The organism is Parabacteroides sp. ASF519 (assembly GCF_000364265.2).
Taxonomy (GTDB): Bacteria; Bacteroidota; Bacteroidia; order Bacteroidales; family Tannerellaceae; genus Parabacteroides; species Parabacteroides goldsteinii.
Map to the genome: position 1 here is coordinate 2,430,723 of NZ_AQFV02000006.1, position 20,429 is coordinate 2,451,151.

Sequence of the window (20,429 nt, forward strand, 5' to 3'; positions counted from 1 at the left end):
TTATTTATCTTGATTCAATTGGTTGTAAATTTTCAAACAAGCCCAGGCGTCCAGGGCTGCATATTTCTTTTGTTGTTCGGTCAGCACATCGGCTTCCCAGTTGCTCAGGCGCTGGCCTTTCGATATTTTCTTATCGAAAAGGATTGCATAAATCTTTTGCAAGCTGGCATCCTCGATACCGAATTGTCCCACATAATTCTGCAAATCCAGAAAGTTCGCCGGTTTGATATCCGTCCGCTTCCGCATGGCACCGAAATCGTCACGCAGGGATAACCCGATTTTTAATATTTTATCGTTAACCAGAAAATCTTCAAGCGATTGCGGAATACCGATTCTGTTCAACCGGAACAGGAAGCAAGCCTCATCTGTCGAAATCTGCATCAACGAAATCTTATAGCGTGTCCCCTTTTTAAAACTGGGACGTGTTTCCGTATCGAAGCCAACCGCTTCGAACTGGGTTAAATAGCTGACGGCTTTATCGGCATCCTTTTCGGTGTCGATAACAAGGATCCGTCCCGGAAATTCTTCTATTTCAAGAAGTGATATCTCTTCTTTTGTTATTGTGTGTGTGTATTGTGTCATCATTCCTCGTTCGTTTCAATAATTTCTTCATCGCTGTAACGGATAGCGTGAAGCGCTTTCAGTGCATTTAAGAGTTGCTGTCCCCAGAACTCCTGGAAATTGGCGCGGCATAAAGCAATAGCCTGAAGCATGACTTCCTCATTTCCCTGTCGGAAAAGTGAAACAAAATTTCCTGTGTCCTGGTAAACATCCGCCAGGTTTTCCGAGATAAATGCAGCGATTGGCGTGTCGCTGTATTGCATATCCGGATGAAATGTCTCCAGGTAAGAGTCTTTTTCTCCCAGCAGGGCGGCAATACGGGTCCGCACGGCTTCGTACATATCTTCCGTAACAGTCAGTTCCGGTTCGTCATCTTCGTCGTCCACTTCCGCTTCCGGTAATAGTGTCGCCTTCAGATAGAGCAGAGGTAACAGCTTGATTCCTTTATCTATAAAATCAAAAAGGCCGTTTTGTCCGGCTGTTTCAACAAATGTACAAAATTCCAGCGCTACAGTTACAAACTCCAGCGTATTGCGTTCATATATGGGATTATTCTCCTTTTCCATGCTACTTCTTATAGTATACCTATGATTTCTAACTTGCAAAAGTAAGAAATATATTGCGATAATCAGAATTATTAATTCTTATTAAGGTCTAATAAGAGAATGTCGATGAGAAAATTTTCGTGTGTGTTAAAGAGAATACGTGGGAAACAATAAAATATAAGCGTTCAGGAGAATAATTTCTCCCTTTCTGTTGTATCTTTGATGCTAATGGATTTAGCGGCTGATAATTGTCGGCCGTTTGGTTGATAATTATGTGCCAATCGGTCGATAATTGTGAGCCAAACGGCCGAGGATTATCAACCATTGATTACCTGCCGTACTAATTCAAATTAGTAAGGCATATAGATGAAAAGAGTATGTAACCAAATAAATAATACCATGTCAATAAAATTTAAAGCTTACTACACGCCGAAGCCCAATGGACGTAAAGGCATGCGGTTGACACATGCCCGTGCGATCAGCAGGGGAACTTATAATCTGGAAAAAGTTTGCAGGTTGATAAGCGAACGTTCTGCTGTGTCGTCGGCGGAAGTCAAAAGTGTATTGGATTCATTTGCCTGGGTGGTCGAACTGGCCCTGGAGGACGGCTGCCATATCGAGTTGGATGATCTGGGGTATTTCTCGCCATCATTGAAAACTACTCCGAATAAAGAAAACGGAAACAAGGGAACGGTTTATGTAGATGGAATTAATTACCGTTGTTCCACTTCTCTACGAAAAAAGTTAAGAAAAATCGATCTGGAGTTTGAAAAAGATAAAAAGAAACTTGATAACTGGGAGACACGAAAAGATAAATTGTTGAAATACATGAAAGATTGGGAAAGTGTGACTCCGCGTGCTTATGCTAAAGAATTTGGTTGTAGCCGTTACCGGGCGGAAATAGATTTGAAGAAGTTCGTGGAGGAAGGCGTACTTGTCAAGGTAGGCTATCGGAATAAGGTGATGTATTTGCTGGCGGCGGATAAGCAGAAAGAATAGTATGTATAAACAGCGCATAACAAACAATCGGATACAGGACTTGAAGCCGGATGAGATTTTTGTATTTGGTAGTAATTTGGCAGGGGCTCATGGTGGAGGTGCCACTCTCCTGGCTTATCGTAAATGGGGAGCCGTATGGGGACAAGGTGCCGGTTTACAGGGACAAACGTATGCTATACCAACGATGCATGGCGGTGTGGATAAAATCGATCCTTATGTAAAGGATTTTATCTGTTTTGCAAAACAACATCCGGAAATGACTTTTCTGGTAACAGAAATCGGTTGTGGAATTGCTGGCTTTCTTCCGGAAGAAATCGCTCCTTTGTTTAATGAGGCTATTTTGGTCGGGAACATTTATCTTCCGGAAAGGTTTTGGATGGTTTTGATGAGTTAGTAGATTGATTAACATAGTAAAAACAAATAATATACCATTGGTTGTGCTCGTTTTCCGAATTGTGGCTATCTGTATTGGAGGTATTAACTGCATATGAAGTATTTGTTTGTTATAGGTAAGTATTATATGCTTTTTGCTCAATAAAAAAGCATATAATAAAAAAATAGCTATATTTGGCAGTTGAAGTTAACCAGGTGCAGGTAGACACAGGTTAGTCTATTAATGCTTTTATGAATGTAGCTGAAGAAGATATTATAAAAAAATTAGTTCAGGGAGATCGAGAGAGTTTTGACTATATTTATACTTGTTATGTGAATAATTTGTATGCTTATGGGAAAGGGTTCGGTCTTTCGGACGATGAATTGTATGATGTTCTTCATGACCTTTTCCTGTCATTGTTATCTAATACGAAAATTTTTGAAGGTGTTAGAAATATAAAATCTTTTTTGTTTACTTGTTTTAAGAACAGACTTTTGAATGTCTTAAAAATCCCCTATGAATATAGTGACATAGAACAGTGTGAACATTTATTTGTTGTTGAAGTCGATTTGCTGGATGAACTGATAGACCGTGAACAAGCTGCTATGAGAGTACAGATAGTAAAATCTCTGCTGAATACTTTAACGGACCGGCAACGCGAAGCCATCTATTTAAGGTATATGCAAAAACTTTCCTATGATGAGATTGCAGATATGTTAGGTCTGACCCAGAAAGGTGCACGAAAGTTGGTGGCGAGGGGAATTGAACATATGCGTGAGGAGGCAACCTCATCTGTTATTCTGTTATTTTTGGTAATCTTTCCTCCTGATTGGATATAAAAAATTATTTTTTTTAATTATTTGAATTTTTGTGGGGGCAAAAAATGAATGAGGTTGTCTTAATAGTAACAACACTTGTTTTCTTATATGAAAAAGAAAGTAAATAATGATTTTTGGCAAGATGAGCGCTTTGTCCGTAACAGACTGTTGTCGGATGAAGAATCTACTGCATATTGGGAAACCTATTTGAAGGAATATCCTGATAATCAGGAGCTTTATGAGGAAGCGTGCCATGATTTTGAAAAAATACAATTGAACAATTATTCTTTATCGGAGGAAAAGCAAAAGGAATTATTGGACAAGGTTTATAGAAGCCATAATGCACAAAAGAAAAAACAAAAACAACATAACCTTTATTTATATGGGGCACTGGTTGCAGCCTGCCTGATCGGAGTTTTGTTTTTGATTCCGGTTTATATGAGTCATAATTCATCTGTCGGTCAAGATAGTTTGACTGTTCTCCCAGTAAGCGATACTGTTCATACGGAAGTTACTTTAATCACAGATCGAGCAGAAACAATTGAGATTGAAGATAATGCTATTATTGCCTACGATTCTACTGTTTATGTACAGAATGCCAAAGGGCAGAAAAATTATTTATCAGAATCGAAGGTGGACCCGAAGGAAAAAATGGTTTACAATACCTTAGTCGTTCCCCGTGGAAAACGTTCCTCATTGCAATTGCCGGACGGATCGAAAGTATGGGTCAATGCCGGATCTGTTTTACGTTTCCCTTCAACGTTTGCTTCTGAAAAGCGAATGATTCAAGTGCAGGGTGAAATTTATATAGAGGTGGTCAGAGACGAGTCGAAACCTTTTTATGTGCAAACTCCTAAATTTACAGTCAATGTGCTAGGGACGAGTTTTAATGTCTCTGCTTATTCTGATGAAGAACTTCAGTCTGTCGTTTTGGTTAAAGGGCAGGTCGCTGTAAAAACAGAGATGAATGAAGAAATAAAATTAATTCCTAATCAGAAACTAGAGATGAACGATCACAAGAATAAAGTCGTACCAGTCGATGTGTACGACTACACTTCATGGAAAGATGGAATTCTTCAGTTTAAGGGAGAAACTGTTGCCGAAGTATTGAAACGGTTGAGCCGTTATTATAATGTAGAGATAAAGTGTGATCCATCAGTGGCCGGCAGGCGATGTGGTGGTGAGTTGATTCTTTTTGATGATGTAAATCAGGTGATGAAGTCTCTTTCTTTGTTATATGAATTTACTTATCGGTTTGAATCGGAGACTATTATAATTGAATAATAACTAAAAATGAAAAGCCTATGTAAAATGTAAAGAGAGTCATTGTTAATCAGTAAAGAATAAGCCCGGATAACGGCAATTATCCAGGCTTGATTGAATTTAAATTTTCCAGTAGTAAATTGAAAAACCTAAAATGTATACAAATGTATGAAAAAAGTAAGTCGTAACAATACAAATCGGTTACGTTCTCTTCTTAAAATGTTTGAAAGTGTGGGATTTATTGTAGTTCTATTATTAGGAGCTACTAATATTCATGCTCACACGGATCATGTTTTCGTATCGATAGAACAACTAGTTAAAGCTAGAAAAACAACCATGTTGGATGTCTTTAAAACGATAAAGGAAAAGACCGGGTATATATTCTTTTATTCGGAAGACATAAAAGCTGAGTTAGAGAAAGAAGTTACTCTAAAGACTACCTCCGGTTCCATAGAGGATATTTTAAAGCCTCTTTTTGTAAATTCTAATCTGACTTTTGAAATTAACGAAAAGCAGGTTATTATTAAACAGAAAATGGATAGATCCGTAACTCCTTCCATACAACAACAACCGATTGAATTGACGGGTGTTGTGGTGGATGAGACAGGAGTACCTGTTATCGGAGCCAATGTGTTGGTTAAAGGAACGACAATGGGTATAATAACGGATGTCGATGGTAAATTTATATTGAAAGTGCCTGCTAACAGTACGTTGGTTGTTTCTTTTATCGGATATAAAACGGTAGAGATAAAACCGGGTAAAAGGAATCATGTCTCTGTAGAACTGGTAGAGGATACGGAACATCTGGAAGAGGTAGTGATCGTTGGATACGGAGTCCAAGAAAAAGAAAGTGTTGTGGGTGCGATCACACAGGTTGGAAATAAGAGTTTGGTGCAATCTGGAGTGTCTGATGTGACTGCAGCAATTGCCGGTAAACTATCCGGTGTATTAACTATGCAGCAATCTGGTCAACCGGGACAGACAACGAATGATATTATTATTCGTGGTGTTTCCAGTTGGAACAGCTCTAAACCTTTGGTTATGGTGGACGGAGTGGAACGTGATTTTGCAGATCTCGACCCGAATGAAATCAATACGATTTCTGTTTTGAAAGATGCATCGGCGACAGCCGTTTTCGGTGCAAAAGGGGCTAATGGAGTTATTTTGGTAACAACTAAGCGCGGCGTGGAATCTAAACCCAAGTTGGATTTTTCTGCCTCTTACGGCATTGAACTTCCAACCCGTATCCCTAAACATATCGATTCTTATACGACAATGAGTATGTATAATGTCGGATTGATGAATGCCGGGACTTTTCAGAGCCTAACCCCTCAGAATGTACTTGATGAGTACCGGAATCCTTCTACCCCTTTGAATTCAATCCGCTATCCGGATGTCGATTGGTTTGATGTACTGGCCCGTGATTTTGCGCCGGTAACGAATGCCAATTTTAATATACGCGGCGGTACGAATTTTGTGAAATACTTCGCTTCTTTAGGATATTATCATCAGGGTTCATTCTTTAATTCTTTGAATGAAGGTTATTGCGATACGAGATATAAGTATGATCGTTTTAATTTTCGTGGAAACCTGGATTTTGATTTGACAAAGTCGACTGTTCTATCCTTTAATATCGGAGGAGATATCAGTATACAGAATACGCCGGGTGAAGATCCTTGGAGGCCGGTTTATCAGGCTAGTACAACATTATATCCAGCTTATTATCCGGCATGGGTTTTGGAGCAGGTTCCGGATCTGGATTATCCGGATGCGTCCGGAGATCGCCTGGCGGCAGCACAGAATGATGCAAGAGGAAATCCTTATTCCGCTCTTCACCAGGGGAAATTTAATGAATATACATCTTCTAAATTATTTACCGATCTTATTCTTAAACAGAATTTGGATATGGTAACGAAAGGACTGTCCGTCCAGGCAAAAGTGTCATTAAGTACGTATTATAAAAATAAATCTCTGACAGCTGATTGGTCGGTTCCTCAATATACGCTTAATTTTGATAAAATAGGGACAGGAATGAATCCTTGGTTCAGGGAAGGTGAGGGAAACGAAAGTTGGACGCAGCCTCCGTTGGATATTAATGTGGGCGGATTGGAAAATGGCTATTACAGTAATTTGTATTATGAGTTTTCATTGGATTATAAACGTTCATTTGGAAAACATAATGTAACGGCACTGGCATTAATGAGCCGTCATCAGAAAAATTCAGGAACAGATTTTGCCTACTATAACGAGAGTTGGGTAGGTCGTGCTACTTATAATTTTGATAAAAGATATTTATTGGAGGTCAATATTGGGTACACTGGTTCCGAACGGTTTGCCCCTTCTAATCGTTTTGGTTTTTTCCCTTCCGGTGCTGTCGGTTGGGTTGTTTCGGAAGAAAAGTTCTTTAAAGATAATATCTCCTGGATGAACAAATTGAAATTCCGTTATTCTGATGGAAAAGTAGGTAGTGATTCCGCTAGTGAACGATGGCTTTACATTGGCGAATATAGTGCTAACGGAAACTATATTTACGAGGATAAAGTACCAAATATATATGCTCAGTGGGAAGAGGCCAGAAAAAGAGACTTGGGTATTGAAATGGCTTTTTTAGATAATATGATAACTGTAGGAGTTGATTTTTTCGATGAAAAAAGAACACACATGCTGTTAAATCCTCAAAGTAATACTATGTTGATTGGTAATAACGGGTTTAAACAATTAAACAAAGGTTCCATGAAAAAGCATGGTCTGGAAGTTGAACTGGGATTTAACAAAACAACTTCGTATGGATTGAGTTATAATTTGAAGGGAATTTTCGGTTTCAATGAAAACCGGATTGTAGATAAAGATGATTTACCCTATGCCCCGGAATATAAAAAAGCGGCTGGAAAACCTTATGGAGCTCAGCTTGATGGGGCTTTATTAACGGGGTCCGGATATTATACGTCAGTGGATGATATTCATAATAATCCGGCTCCAACAACTATAGGCAATATAAATGTAGGTGATTATAAATTTTTGGATTATACGGCTGACGGAAAAATAGATACTTATGATAAGTATGCAATCGACGGAACTCTTTATCCGCCGATAACTTTTTCTTTATCCGGAGGATTTTCCTATAAAAATTTTGATTTTAGTATTTTGTTTCAGGGAAATTCCGGTAAATATGTTGAGTATAATGAAGCATTTGAGGCAGAGTTCACCAGTGGTTCTCTTCGGGTTCATGAGTCTCAATTGGATTATTGGACGCCGATTAATCCTAATGCAAATCACTCGACTTTGCATTATGTGGGACAGGGAAATCCCCCTATGTTATCTTGGGGAGGAGGAGATGCTTATGCCGGATATGGTATAATGATTAAAGATCGTTTCTGGAGAAAAGCAGACTATATTCGGTTGAAAGAGATTTATCTGGGTTATAACATAAAACCGAAATACTTGAAGAAGTGGGTTGGTATTTCTGCCGTTACAGTATATGCTTCGGGGAATAACCTTTTTACGATTACGAGTTTGTTAGAAGGTGATCCGGAAAGAAAAGATTTCGCTCGCGGATTCTATCCTCAGATGAGTACTTATAAAGTTGGTTTGAAAGTCGCTTTTTAAAACTTAAATCAATATGAAGAAATGTATATTATTATTTATTGCAATAATTGGTTTGTCAACACAATTTTCTTGTACGGATTATTTGGATAAAGCCCGGAGTCTGGTTTGTCAGAAGAAGATGTGTTTACTAAACATGTGAATTTTAAGAAATTCTTTTATACCGTTTATGGGGGTAAAGAGAACAAGAATATTACATGTGCTCATGCATTGAGTATGGCGAATTGGGATCAACGTTATGGGCTGGAGGCATTAACAGAACTGGCTGATAATGGACGTTTACTAGGTGGTCAAAGGATAAAAGGCGGAGTGATGGGAACAGATATCAATTTTTTTACCTATCAAACTTCGGCAACCAGAAGACCTATCCTTGATGCTATGTTTAAAGTAATACGGGTCTCGAATATCGCATTGGAAAAAGTTGATCAGATCAAAGATGCTACTCAGGAAGATATTGAAGATTTGAGAGGACAAGCTTATTTCATACGAGGATATGCACATTTTGTATTAAATCGTTATTGGGGTCCGATGCCGTATCTGAATCAGTCGATCGGTGCTTATGATGAATGGGATATTCCGCGTCTTTCCAAAAATGAAAGTTTGAGGTGCGTTGCATTGGATATGGATTCAGCTTTTGTCGCTTTCGAGAAAGCTGGAAAAATACGCCGTGATCCGGGACCAGGAGAACCAGGACATTTGAATGACCCGGATTTGGAGAAACCCAATGGCGTAGCTGCTAAGGCTATGAAAGCCAGAGCGCTATTGTATGCGGCAAGTCCGTTGAATAATGCGAATGGTTCGAAAGATTGGGAAGATGCAGCTGTTGCCAGTTGGGAGGCGATCCAATTGGCACAAAAATATCAGTATGCTTTGATTGACGGAGACAGGTATACGGATAATATGTACGGTGTAAAATATACAAATGAGCAGATATGGGCCTGGCATGCGGGAAATAAAAATTATGGAAATGCTCCGACTGCATTACAAAATGGAATATTTTCTAATAAGAAAACAATTGTATCCGGCGAAAATCCAACACAGAATTTTGTGGATATGTTCGAAACGCAGTGGGGAGATCCTTTGAATACGGAAGAGGATAGAAAAGAGGCAATCAAATTAGGACATTATAATGAGCAAGATCCTTATGTAAATCGAGATCCTCGTTTTTATCATTGCGTTATCTATAATCAGGCAAATATAATATGGGCGAAAGTGGCAGATGGGGAAGTGAAAAATAAGGCAAATATCTATTATGAGAATGATAATGGAAAATTTAAATATTCTACACTTTTAGATCAGAGTTATGCAGGTGTTAGTCATACAGGGTATTATACCCGGAAATATTTTGGCGATATGAGTGTTCAGAATCAGGTAAATACTTTGACGACAGACCCGTTGATTCGTTTGACTGAATTATATCTTAATTATGCCGAGGCAACAAATGAAGCTTATGGTCCGTCCGGAAAAGCCCCCGGGGCTTCTATGTCTGCCATAGATGCTATCAACCTGATTAGAGAACGTGTTGATATGGTTCCGGTGAAATCAATTTATACGAAGGATACGGAAACGTTCAGAAAGCATATTAAAAATGAGCGTACAATCGAATTATATGGTGAGGGTCATCATTATTTTGATATCCGACGCTGGAAGGATGCTCCGGTAATCATGTCGACAAAATTATATGGAATGGATATTGAGAAAGTGGAGAAAAGCGCTGAATATCCTACCGGATTTAAATATACACGGCAGCCGTTGGAAGAAGGACGTCAGGTCAGATGGCATGATGCTATGTATTATTTCCCGTTCCACTCAGATGATTATTATAAATTGAAAAACTTTGATACCAGTTTGAATCCAATTTGGTGATAAGAACCATAAAAAAAGAAGAAATATATGAATCTATATAAACGACTATATGTCATAACAAGATGCGTAGGTTTGATTTTACTTTTTCTGGCCGGCTATGGTAATCTGTCTGCGCAGGAAAAAGAAAAATCGAAAGTGTTAGAACTCACCATACGAGTTGTGGATGAGACTGATGAGGCTGTTTCTGATGCGAAAATAGTAGTTGGTGAAGGTTTTACCCATGGGGTAACAGACCAAAACGGTGAATATAAACTGAAAGCGAAACCAACCGATTTTATCACTGTTTCTAAACCGGGATTTGAAAAAGTAGTTACTTCAATGCCTCTGTTGAATAACGACCCTTCGGTTGTATTGAAACATTCCTTACTCTATCGTTCGGAAGATGATCGTATTCAGTTGCCGTACACCTATAACTTTAAAAGGAATACGACGGGCGATTATATTGTTATTACAGGCAAGGAACTGGAAAAATATCCTTCCAATGATCTCCGTAATGCGTTGGTTGGACTGATTCCCGGCTTAATGATAACGGAAGGGGAAGGATCGACCGGTACGAGTGCGGAAGAAACACGCGGCCAGTTCGGGGTAAAGACGAAAGTTTCTGCTAATATGCGTGGTTTCAGTCCGATTTATGTCATAGACGATATGCAGATCGATATTACGGAAATGCAGCTGGATCCTTCAGAAATAGAAACGGTTACATTTGTTAAAGATGTGGTTGGTAAAGCAATGTACGGACCGCGGGCGGCAAATGGAATTATTTTTATCAAGACAAAAAAAGGACAGGCTAATGACCGGATATTGAATGTGAATGTAGAAGGCGGGGTCAGCACGGTAGATCGTTTCCCGAAATGGGCGACAGCCGGAGAATATGCCCGCTTGAATAATCAGGCACGTATCAACGATGGTTTGTCTCCTTTGTATGATGACGTGGCACTTGCCGGTTATGATAGAAATGATCCGTATGATAAAATGTATCCGGCTGTTAACTATCAGGATATGATGTTTAATGATCTGAAATCTTATCAGCGGGCTAATGTGTCTTCTTCGGGTGGCAATAACTTTATTAAGTATTATGCTTATCTGGGATATTCGGGTGAAGGTGATAATTTCAAGATTGGAAATAATGCGGATTATAACCGGTTGAATGCTCGGGCTAATCTGGATATGAATGTGAATGATTTTATTAATGTGGAATTCGGCTTTTTCGGAGGACTGACAATTCGCCGCTCTCCCAACTATGGATATGATAAAGATTATGGGAAGGATAATAGTGATGATGCGGAACTGGATATTTTTGAATTTAATTCGGCTATAGAAGATGCGACGACAATTGCTCCCAATGCATTTCCTGTATATGCGGCTTTTGATGAAGAATCGGGTTTGCCTTGGTATGGAGTAAGTTCCACTTTTAAAAGAAATCCGATTGGTCATTTGGTAGATAATGGTTACTATAATGAAACGGGGCGTTTGGGCGCTGCTAATGTAGCTTTGAACTATGATATGAATCATTTGGTTAAGGGGCTGAAATCCAGAACGTATGTTGGGTTTAATGCTTATAACCTGACCCGTATCGGAAAGGCGGAACAGTTTGCAGCTTATATTGCCACCCCGAATGCTGATAAAACAGATGTAACTTTGGAAAAAGTGTGGGATTTGACGGAAATGTCCGGACAGGCAAAATTGCATGATTATTATTTCCAACAGTTTTCCGGCTATCAGACATTTTCTTATGACCGACTATTTAATGATGTACATGGAATCAACACTGCATTGACTTATCATATTTCCAAATTGACGCGTAACCAGGTAGAGAATCCTTTATGCCAACAAAATGTGAACTGGACGGGTAGTTATACCTATGATAATAAGTATACGCTGCAAGCGGCTGTGACTTTTGCCGGAACACAGAGCCTGATTAGTTCATATCAATATCAGTTCTTCCCTTCTGTCGGTGCCAGCTGGATCATCTCGGATGAACAGTTTATGAAAAACTTAAAATTTATTGATTTTCTTAAATTGAGGGCAGAATATGGAGAACTCGGCTATCAGGCGTTGACTCCGACGCTTTTCATGTATGAAGATAAATGGGGGGTAGACAATAAAGGTACTGCATTTGGACCTCATACGAATAATCAGTGGTTTGGAAGTAATACGGATAACAATATTTACCGTTCGACCTATAACAAACTGGGTAATCCTGATTTGAATTGGGAAACACGTAAAGAGTTTAGTGTCGGTTTGGATGCTCTTATGTTGGATCGTAAATTGTCTGTCAGTGTTAGTTATTATAATACTCTTCGTACTAATGAATGGGTGAAACCGACTAACCGGTATCCGTTGGCTATCGGTTTGCTGGCAACACCTTATGTGAATTTTAATAAAACGCGTTATTACGGAGCGGAACTCTCTGCAAAATATACAGATAAAATAGGTGATTTCCGGTATTCAATCGGTGCGATGGCTACTTTACCGAGAACTGAGCGCATCCAATTCGATCAACCTGATTATCGTAATGAATACCAAAGTCGTATCGGAAAACCGACAGATGCTTATTTTGGATTGGTTCATCAGGGACGGTTTAGTTCGGATGAAGAAGCAAATAAAATACCTCAACTGTTCGATGAAAAATTGAAAGCTGGAGATTTTAAATATGCAGATTTGAATAATGACGGAGTTGTGGATGGTAATGATATGAAACAGATAGGGAATACATCTCCTCGTTTGTTTTATGCATTGAATATTAATCTGGCTTATAAAAATATCGAGTTAACGATTATCGGAGACGGTCGTTCTGGTTTTGATATTCCCTTGACCAGCAAATATTTCCATAACGGTTGGGGTGATAATAATTATTCAAAATATTTAGTGGAGAATGTAGGTACTGATAAGTTACCTCGGCAGACATATTATAAAGTGGAAAACAATTATCAGGCATCTACATTTTGGTTGAAAAAAGGTGATTATTTTAAAATTCAGAATATTGAAATTGCTTATAATCTACCTTTGGCAGCCTCCGCTTTCATGGGTATCCGTAAGGCTCGTATCTTTGTTCGCGGTGCTAATCTGGCAACAATTTCCGGAATAAAAGATATTGATCCTGAATCTGCAACCTCGGGGATAGATCGTTATCCGCTGAATAGAACGTTTACGGGCGGAGTCAAATTAACTTTCTAAAATTAAGAGTAAGATGAAAAATATAGTAAAAACAAGTCTTTTTGCAGTAGTAGTTATGATGAGCACATCCTGTGCGGATTTTCTGGATCCTTATCCTTACGGCAGATTATCGGAAGAAGATTTTTGGGAGCGCCAGGATGCTGTACAAGGATTAGTTGGACAGTGCTATGACTATATGCAGCGTAATTATAACCATAATAATGGCTTTTTTCTAGATGGGGCGACCGATGATGCGGTAGTAACGAGCTCTACACATGCGATGGCAAAGTTGGCTACCGGAGCTTTAACTCCGTCAAAGGATCCTTTTGAGGCTTATTGGATAGAGGATTATAAAGGAATCGCTTTAGTCAACAAATTCTTGAAAGATCAACATGGGTTTAATACTCGTTTTATGGTAGATGCCCATTTTAACGATTTGGTACGTTATCGTTTACAGGGAGAAGCTTTTGCGTTGCGTGCCTGGTTCCAGTGGGATTTACTTCGGCGTTATGGTGGTATCGGTATAAAGAGTGGCGAGTTGCTGGGGTTCCCTATTATTACCGAACCGGTAAATGTTTTTGAGGACAATATGAACCTTGCACGAGATACGTATGCCGCGTGCGTAAAACAAATAGAGAGTGATTGCGATTCCGCATACGCTTATTTGCCGATCGCGCATCGCGATTTTTTAGTGGAAAATGCGGGCGATCTGGTTTATGCCGGTTCTCGTTATTGGGGCCGTTTAGACGGTATCACAATGACTGCCCTCAAATCGCAAATGTATCTTACATATGCCAGTCCGCTGTTTAATCCGGAGAATGATATGACACGTTGGGAGAAGGCTGCTATATATGCCAAACAGGTGATCGACTTTAAACTAAATGTGGATAATGTAAAAAACGGATTTAATCCGGTAAATAGAGTTGATTGGACTGATCCGAATTTTCCGGGTATAGTTTATGGTTCTCGCTATGATAATAATAATGATGCAATGGAACGTGCTTTGTATCCGGGTGGTTTCCAGGGAAATGGTGCGCTAGGGGCTACTCAGGACCTGGTGGATGCTTTTCCAATGAAGAACGGTTATCCGAAAGATCATCCGGAAGGAGCAAAACTATATGACCCGAAAAATCCGTATGCCAATCGCGATCCTCGTTTTTACAGTGTGATTTTTTATAATAATTCGAAAGCCAACAGAGATAATAATGAGACAAAGCCTATGTATACTTTTGAATGTTGGGAAAATCAAGATGCATTGGGAAAAGATGCCGCAGGAAATAAAGCGACCAGCCGTACGAACTATCATATAAAGAAATATATTTATATGGGACTAAACTGGAGTGATGCGACTGTAAAGAAGATGCCGCATTCCCGTTTCTATATTCGTTGGGCCCATATGGTTCTGAACTTCGCAGAAGCAGCTAATGAAATTGGAGGACCTAATCATACGATTGACGGATTGTCGGCAAAGGAGGCCATGAAATATTTGCGTACCAGAAAAACTTATGATGGGAAAGAACTTTATACGGACGATGATCCTTATCTGGATGAGGTCGCTACAATGGGAAAAGATCAGTTCAGAAAGTTTATACAGAATGAACGGCGTCTGGAAACTTGTTTCGAGGGTATGCGTTTTTATGATCTTAGGAGATGGTCGAAAGATGGGAGCATTGAAATGTTGAATCAACCTGTCTATAAAGCAAAAATTTTGAAGAATGCGGAGAATACTTTTGATTATGATAAGGATGTTGTAGAAAATAGAATTTATACATCACCTTATCTTCCGTTACCCTATGATGATATCTTGAGAATGGATAAATTGGAACAGAATAAAGGCTGGGATAACTGGCAGTAAAATGAATTTAATAAAAACATAGAAGCATGAAAAAGATAGGAGTTTTTATATTATTGGCTGCGGCTTTGACTTCTTGCTATGACGAATATGTGAAAGATTATGATTATGATGGGGTTTATTTTCCTTATCAGGAGAATGTCAGGACTTTTGTCGTTGGTGAGGGGTTGAAGATCGATGTAGGGGCTGTATTGGCCGGGGTTTTGGAAAATAATAAGGACCGTGTTGTTCGTTATCAGATAAAGAATGATCTGGTGACACCGGATGCTTTGGCCCGGATGAAAAGCGGACAGAATTATATAAAGAATTCTGTCGTGGGTGTAAATGAACTGTTGCCTATGCCAGCAGATTATTATTCATTAAGTAATTCGGAAGAGATGTTGATTCGTAAAGGTTCACATGGCGGAACCGTTACTGTCTATGCGGATTCTGCTAAATTTCTTTCTGATCCGAAGACATTGAAAGCAGCTTATGCATTACCTTTTTATATAGAGTCGGCTGATGCGGATTCTATCATAGAGCCCATGCGGTATGCTGTGATCGGATTGAAATATGAAAATATGCTTTTCGGTAATTATTGGCATGGAGGAGTTCGGGTTGTAAAGGATGCGGCTGGTAATACGTTGAATACGGTTGCTTACTATACCCAGATACCACAGCCGGAATCTAAAGTCTGGACTTTATCTACAGTCGCTCCTTTCGAACTGGAGACAAACGGTCTGGCAGATGATGCGGATAAAGGTTCTATGAAGTTGACTTTAAATTCGGACGGGACTATTACGGTGGGAAAATCTTCTTCCTCTGATATAAATGTATTGCCGGACGGAGAATCCCGTTTTAATCAGGCCAAACTGCTTCAGGATAGAAAAATATTCCTTAAGTATAAATACGATAATGGAGATGGTACTATCTCTTATGTAACGGATACATTAACTTTCAGAAACCGTGTAAGAGATGGGGTGAATGAATGGCAGGATGAAAATCCTGGAAACTATGAGTGACTTTTTTAATTTGTGTTTTATAATATCTAATATCAAAAAACTATATGATTACAAGAAATGTACGAAAAGTTTGGAATACGGCTTTTCTGGCGTGTTGTTTATTTGCAGGAGGTATGAATGCCCAACAATATAAATGGGACACGCCTCCTTATGCTGAAGATTATGCCTTTATCACAAACGATGGTGCCTGGTGTTGGTTTTCGGATCCCCGTGCGATTTATGTCAATGATAAGATGATTGGCGGTTTTGTAGATAAAGAGGGAAGTATCTGGGCTTTTAGTTATGATCCTGCAACTCAGGAAAGACAGCAGTATAAACTGAAAGATAAGTTTGATTACGATGACCATGCGAATCCATCGGTGATGGCGCTTCCGGACAATCGAATTGCCATTTTCTTCTCTGCTCACGGCGGAACCAAGAATTCTCCCATTTATTATGCGATATCGAAAAATCCGGCCGATATATTATCGTGGAATGAATTACAACAAGTCGATCCTGATATGCCCGGAAAATTAGGTGTTTGTTATTCCAATCCGGCAATGCTTTCTTCAGAAAATAACCGGACGTATCTTTTTTTCAGAGGACGTAATTTTAAACCGACTTTTATAGCGACAGAAGATTTTAAAACCTGGAGTGATCCGGTAACGATTGTTGTTAATGATACGATCTTTGGAGAGAGTGGCCGTCCTTATATGAAAGTTACGACTAATCATAAAGATAAAATTTTCTTTGCTTTTACAGATGCCCATCCTCGTGATAGAGCAACGAATTCGATTTATTTTATGATGTATGAAAAAGGGAAACTGACCAAGGCAAACGGAGAAATTATTTCGGATAGCTTTGATAAGCCTGTGATGCCAAGTCAGACCGATAAAGTCTACGATGCAACAAAAACATTCGATAAGGCCTGGATTTGGGATGTGGCTTTCGATCAGGAAGAGAATCCGGTTCTGGTCTATGCCCGTTTTTCTCATGCCAGAAGTACTCATTCTTATTGGTATGCCCGTTGGAATGGGAAAGAATGGGAGAATCATAAAATAACGGATGCCGCTCAGTGTTTTATGCGTAATGATTATAATAATAAAAACTATATGGAAACCGAAGAAAATTATTCGGGAGGAGTTTATCTGGACCATCAGAATCCTTCGGTTGTTTATACCTCGCGGCCCATTAATAATGTATTTGAAATAGAGAAATGGACATTTGTTGGAGGAAAGGATAAATGGAAGACAGAGGCGGTAACCCGGGATTCGGAACGTGACAATATTCGTCCTTTTGTTGTTCGTAATTATTCCGGTGATCAACCGAATCTCTTATGGGCTTATAATTATAAATATCCAGGCTTTAAGTCTTATGAAAGTGCTATTCGCGTGAATCAAAAGGCGAAAGGATTCGATAGCGGCCTGAATAAAGAAGCGATTAAAACAGTTGCCGCAAAGGTTGCGGATTGGCAGCTTCGTGATTATAAAACAGCGCCGTTTAGTAGTGGTGTCGCCCGTGGCTGGAGGAATGGAGTTCTATATAACGGAATGTTCGACTGGGCGGAATTGAGTGGTGATAATAAATATTTTAAGTATTTGGAGAATATCTTCAATAAAGAATATTGGCAGGTCGGTAACCGTATGTATAATGCGGATGATATTTGTGTGGCTCAGGCGTATTTGGATATGTATGTGAAGTACAAGAAGGACAATATGCTTATTCCTACATTGGCTCGTGCGGAATGGGTACTCGAATATCAGCCACAAGGAAATATAGATATATCGAAAGGAAAAAGTGATCGTTGGTGGTGGTGTGACGCTTTGTATATGGCGCCGGCAGTTTATTCCCGTTTGTATGCAATTACCGGTAATAAGACGTTTATGAAGTTTGCAGATAAGGAGTTCAAAGCGACTTACGAACATTTATATGATAAAGAAGAGAGGTTATTTTTCCGTGATGGGAATTATCTTGATAAACGTGAGGCAAACGGAAAGAAGGTTTTCTGGGGGCGTGGTAACGGTTGGGTGATGGGTGGCCTGGCTGAAATATTGAAAACATTACCGGCTGGGGATAAAAAATATCGTCCGTATTATCTTCAACTATTCCGTGAAATGAGTGACCGGGTAGCTGAGTTGCAATGTGAAGATGGTTTTTGGCGGACTAGTATGCTGGATATAGAAACATATCCTGATCCGGAAACGAGTAGTACGGGATTGTTTGTTTATGCACTGGCTTACGGTATAAATCAGGGATATCTGCCGAAAGATAAATTTTTACCGGTGGTAACAAAAGGTTGGGAAGCGCTAGTCGCTTCAGTAGATACAGAGGGAAAAGTCTGTTGGGTACAACCGGTAGGACAAGCTCCGAAGAGAATCGAAAAAAGAATGACGCAGGTGTATGGGACCGGAGGTTTTCTGATGGCTGCTTGTGAAATGTACAAATTGACAGAATGATAGCTACTTGTTTAGAAGTAGCTGTTACATGATTAGTAGTATGATTGTAAACCTCGAAAGTTTTTATTTACTTTCGAGGTTTATTTGGTTTATAAATAATGACTTTTGCATATTCGATGTTTTTATTTACTTTTGTTTATAGTAAGGAGTTTGTTTTGAGATATCGGATATATTGATGGATTTTGAGAATTTTTACATAACATGGTATTCGCGTGTCAAATATTTTGCACGCGACTATGTCCTTTCTGATGAGGAGGCTGAAAATATCGCACAGGATGTTTTTCTGGAGTTCTATCAAAAGAGAGAGGAACTGGGTTTCCATATAAACCTGGTTGCCTATTTATTTACCTCTGTGAAAAATAAATGTATCGATTATTTACGGCGGAGATTGATGGAACAGGAAGCTGCTGTTAAAATGCAGGAGGAGTTCGATCTGTCTTTCCGTATGAAATTTGATTCATTGGAGGCATTCAATATAGAAGGCCTTTCTGAAGACAATATAAAAGACATCATAGAGAAAGCACTTGATACGTTACCCGAACGGTGCCGGGAAATTTTTGTAATGAGTAAAATAGAAGGGAAAAAGCAGAAAGAAATAGCAGAAGAATTGAATGTCTCTGTGAAAACCATTGAAAGCCAAATGACTATAGCCTATAAGAAGTTGAGGGAGGAACTGAAAAACCACTTACCGCTACTCTTGTTCCTTTTATCTTCCTGGGAAAATTGAGATAAACAGAAAAAAATTGATTTTGTTTAGGGGGATTATTTTTCCTGTTCGTTTACTATATAAAGAATCGTACACGATGGATGAAAGAATAATAAAATATTGTCAGGGAAATTTATCAAAAGAAGAACAGGATCAGCTTCTGAAAGAAGCCTACAAAGACCCAGTGCTGAAATCCCGGATAATAGATTATCAACATTTACATAGCTTGCTCGAATTGACTCCCGAACGGATGGACAAGGAGCAGGGCCGGATAAATTATGCCTGTTTCAGAAAGCTGGTTAATGTTCAAAAACGAAAAGTAATGCTGATCTCTTTCAGTCGGTATGCTGCGATCATTGTAATTGCTTTTGTTTCTGCATGGATGCTGGCCTCTTACTATTTTTCGGGGAATCTGGCAGAACAGAAAGAATTGATCGCTTTTCAGCAGGAACTGCTTGTCCCTGCCGGACAGCGTGCGGAACTGACGTTGCCTGACGGAACGAAAGTGTGGCTGAATGCCGGTTCGAAATTATCTTATCCTTCTTTTTTTGAAAAGGAACGAAAGGTTTTTTTATCGGGGGAAGGCTTTTTCAATGTGGCTAAAAACGAAAAAGTACCTTTTATTGTTTCTACCGGAACGATCGATGTAAAGGCTTTGGGTACTCAGTTCAATGTGTTCTGTTATCCGGGGAGTGATTATACCGGTGTTTATCTTCAGCAAGGGTCTGTAAAAGCTTATTTCCCGTCTTTAGAGTCGGAAGGAGTTGTACTTTCTCCGGAACAGTATCTGGTTCAGAAAGGGAAACGGCTGAAACTGTCGACGAAGGATCCGGATGAATTGTTGTGGCGCCAAGGTATTTATACATTTAAAAGGCAAAAGTTAGGAAGCATCATAAAGAAACTCGAGTTATATTATGATGTAAAAATAATTGTGAAAGACCCGGAAATATTAAATTATGAATATGTCGGAAAGTTCCGTCAAAGGGATGGCGTGCTGGAAATACTCCGGTTGATCCAGCGGATACATAAATTTAATATTAAAAAAGATGATGAGTTGAATCAGATCGTTCTGAGTAAGTAAAAAGAAGTATTAACCTTTAAATGTAATATGTATGAGCCCATGACAAATTAAAAAAATCGGCAGATATTGGCGTATCTACCGATTTAGCGAAAAGCAAACCCATTCGTGATCAAAAAAATAGTATTTACTTAACAAAACAAAGATATGAAAATAAATCCTTTGTTAACGCA

14 protein-coding genes are annotated in these 20,429 nt (G+C 39.1%); 12 read left to right on the plus strand and 2 right to left on the minus strand.

The window, feature by feature from the left end; all coding sequences use genetic code 11:
• Complete coding sequence (locus tag C825_RS09440; protein ID WP_007657374.1) at positions 1-585, minus strand: 3'-5' exonuclease; 585 nt, start codon at positions 583-585, stop codon at positions 1-3.
• Positions 582-1,127 carry a DUF5063 domain-containing protein gene (locus C825_RS09445; RefSeq protein ID WP_007657376.1) on the minus strand — a complete coding sequence of 182 codons (546 nt, stop codon included), beginning with the start codon at positions 1,125-1,127 and terminating at the stop codon, positions 582-584. The genes C825_RS09440 and C825_RS09445 overlap by 4 nt, the downstream gene beginning before the upstream one ends.
• 378 nt (positions 1,128-1,505) lie before the next feature.
• On the opposite strand from C825_RS09445, the gene C825_RS09450 reads away from it, so the two are divergent.
• The 12 genes from C825_RS09450 to C825_RS09505 all read left to right on the plus strand — a co-directional run bounded on the left by C825_RS09450 (position 1,506) and on the right by C825_RS09505 (position 20,259).
• Entirely contained in the window at positions 1,506-2,105 is a 600-nt protein-coding gene (locus C825_RS09450; protein ID WP_010802300.1) for an HU family DNA-binding protein, read from the plus strand.
• A 1-nt stretch (position 2,106) separates the two neighbouring features.
• The gene (locus tag C825_RS09455) at positions 2,107-2,499 is read left to right on the plus strand and encodes an A1S_2505 family phage non-structural protein (RefSeq protein ID WP_007657380.1); all 393 of its coding nucleotides are present in this window, start codon (positions 2,107-2,109) and stop codon (positions 2,497-2,499) included.
• 230 nt (positions 2,500-2,729) lie between these two features.
• Entirely contained in the window at positions 2,730-3,317 is a 588-nt protein-coding gene (locus C825_RS09460; RefSeq protein ID WP_010802301.1) for an RNA polymerase sigma factor, read from the plus strand.
• 87 nt (positions 3,318-3,404) lie between these two features.
• The gene (locus tag C825_RS09465) at positions 3,405-4,580 is read left to right on the plus strand and encodes a FecR family protein (RefSeq protein ID WP_010802302.1); all 1,176 of its coding nucleotides are present in this window, start codon (positions 3,405-3,407) and stop codon (positions 4,578-4,580) included.
• Positions 4,581-4,727: 147 nt separating this feature from the next.
• Positions 4,728-8,165, plus strand: a complete 3,438-nt coding sequence (locus C825_RS09470; protein ID WP_007657392.1) for a TonB-dependent receptor — start codon at positions 4,728-4,730, stop codon at positions 8,163-8,165.
• A gap of 135 nt (positions 8,166-8,300) precedes the next feature.
• Positions 8,301-10,028: a RagB/SusD family nutrient uptake outer membrane protein gene (locus C825_RS09475; RefSeq protein WP_250690575.1), complete on the plus strand. Its 1,728-nt coding sequence runs from the start codon at positions 8,301-8,303 to the stop codon at positions 10,026-10,028.
• A gap of 27 nt (positions 10,029-10,055) precedes the next feature.
• Positions 10,056-13,205, plus strand: coding sequence for a SusC/RagA family TonB-linked outer membrane protein (locus C825_RS09480; protein WP_010802304.1), 3,150 nt, complete (start codon positions 10,056-10,058; stop codon positions 13,203-13,205).
• Positions 13,206-13,218: 13 nt separating this feature from the next.
• Complete coding sequence (locus C825_RS09485; RefSeq protein WP_007657395.1) at positions 13,219-15,039, plus strand: RagB/SusD family nutrient uptake outer membrane protein; 1,821 nt, start codon at positions 13,219-13,221, stop codon at positions 15,037-15,039.
• 26 nt (positions 15,040-15,065) lie between these two features.
• Positions 15,066-16,037: a DUF1735 domain-containing protein gene (locus C825_RS09490; RefSeq protein ID WP_007657396.1), complete on the plus strand. Its 972-nt coding sequence runs from the start codon at positions 15,066-15,068 to the stop codon at positions 16,035-16,037.
• A gap of 44 nt (positions 16,038-16,081) precedes the next feature.
• Positions 16,082-18,472 (plus strand): glycoside hydrolase family 88 protein, encoded by a 2,391-nt coding sequence (locus tag C825_RS09495; RefSeq protein ID WP_010802305.1) that lies wholly within the window; start codon positions 16,082-16,084, stop codon positions 18,470-18,472.
• A gap of 175 nt (positions 18,473-18,647) precedes the next feature.
• Positions 18,648-19,199, plus strand: a complete 552-nt coding sequence (locus tag C825_RS09500; protein WP_007657398.1) for an RNA polymerase sigma-70 factor — start codon at positions 18,648-18,650, stop codon at positions 19,197-19,199.
• 76 nt (positions 19,200-19,275) lie between these two features.
• Positions 19,276-20,259, plus strand: coding sequence for a FecR family protein (locus C825_RS09505; protein WP_010802306.1), 984 nt, complete (start codon positions 19,276-19,278; stop codon positions 20,257-20,259).
• Positions 20,260-20,429: the final 170 nt, after the last annotated feature.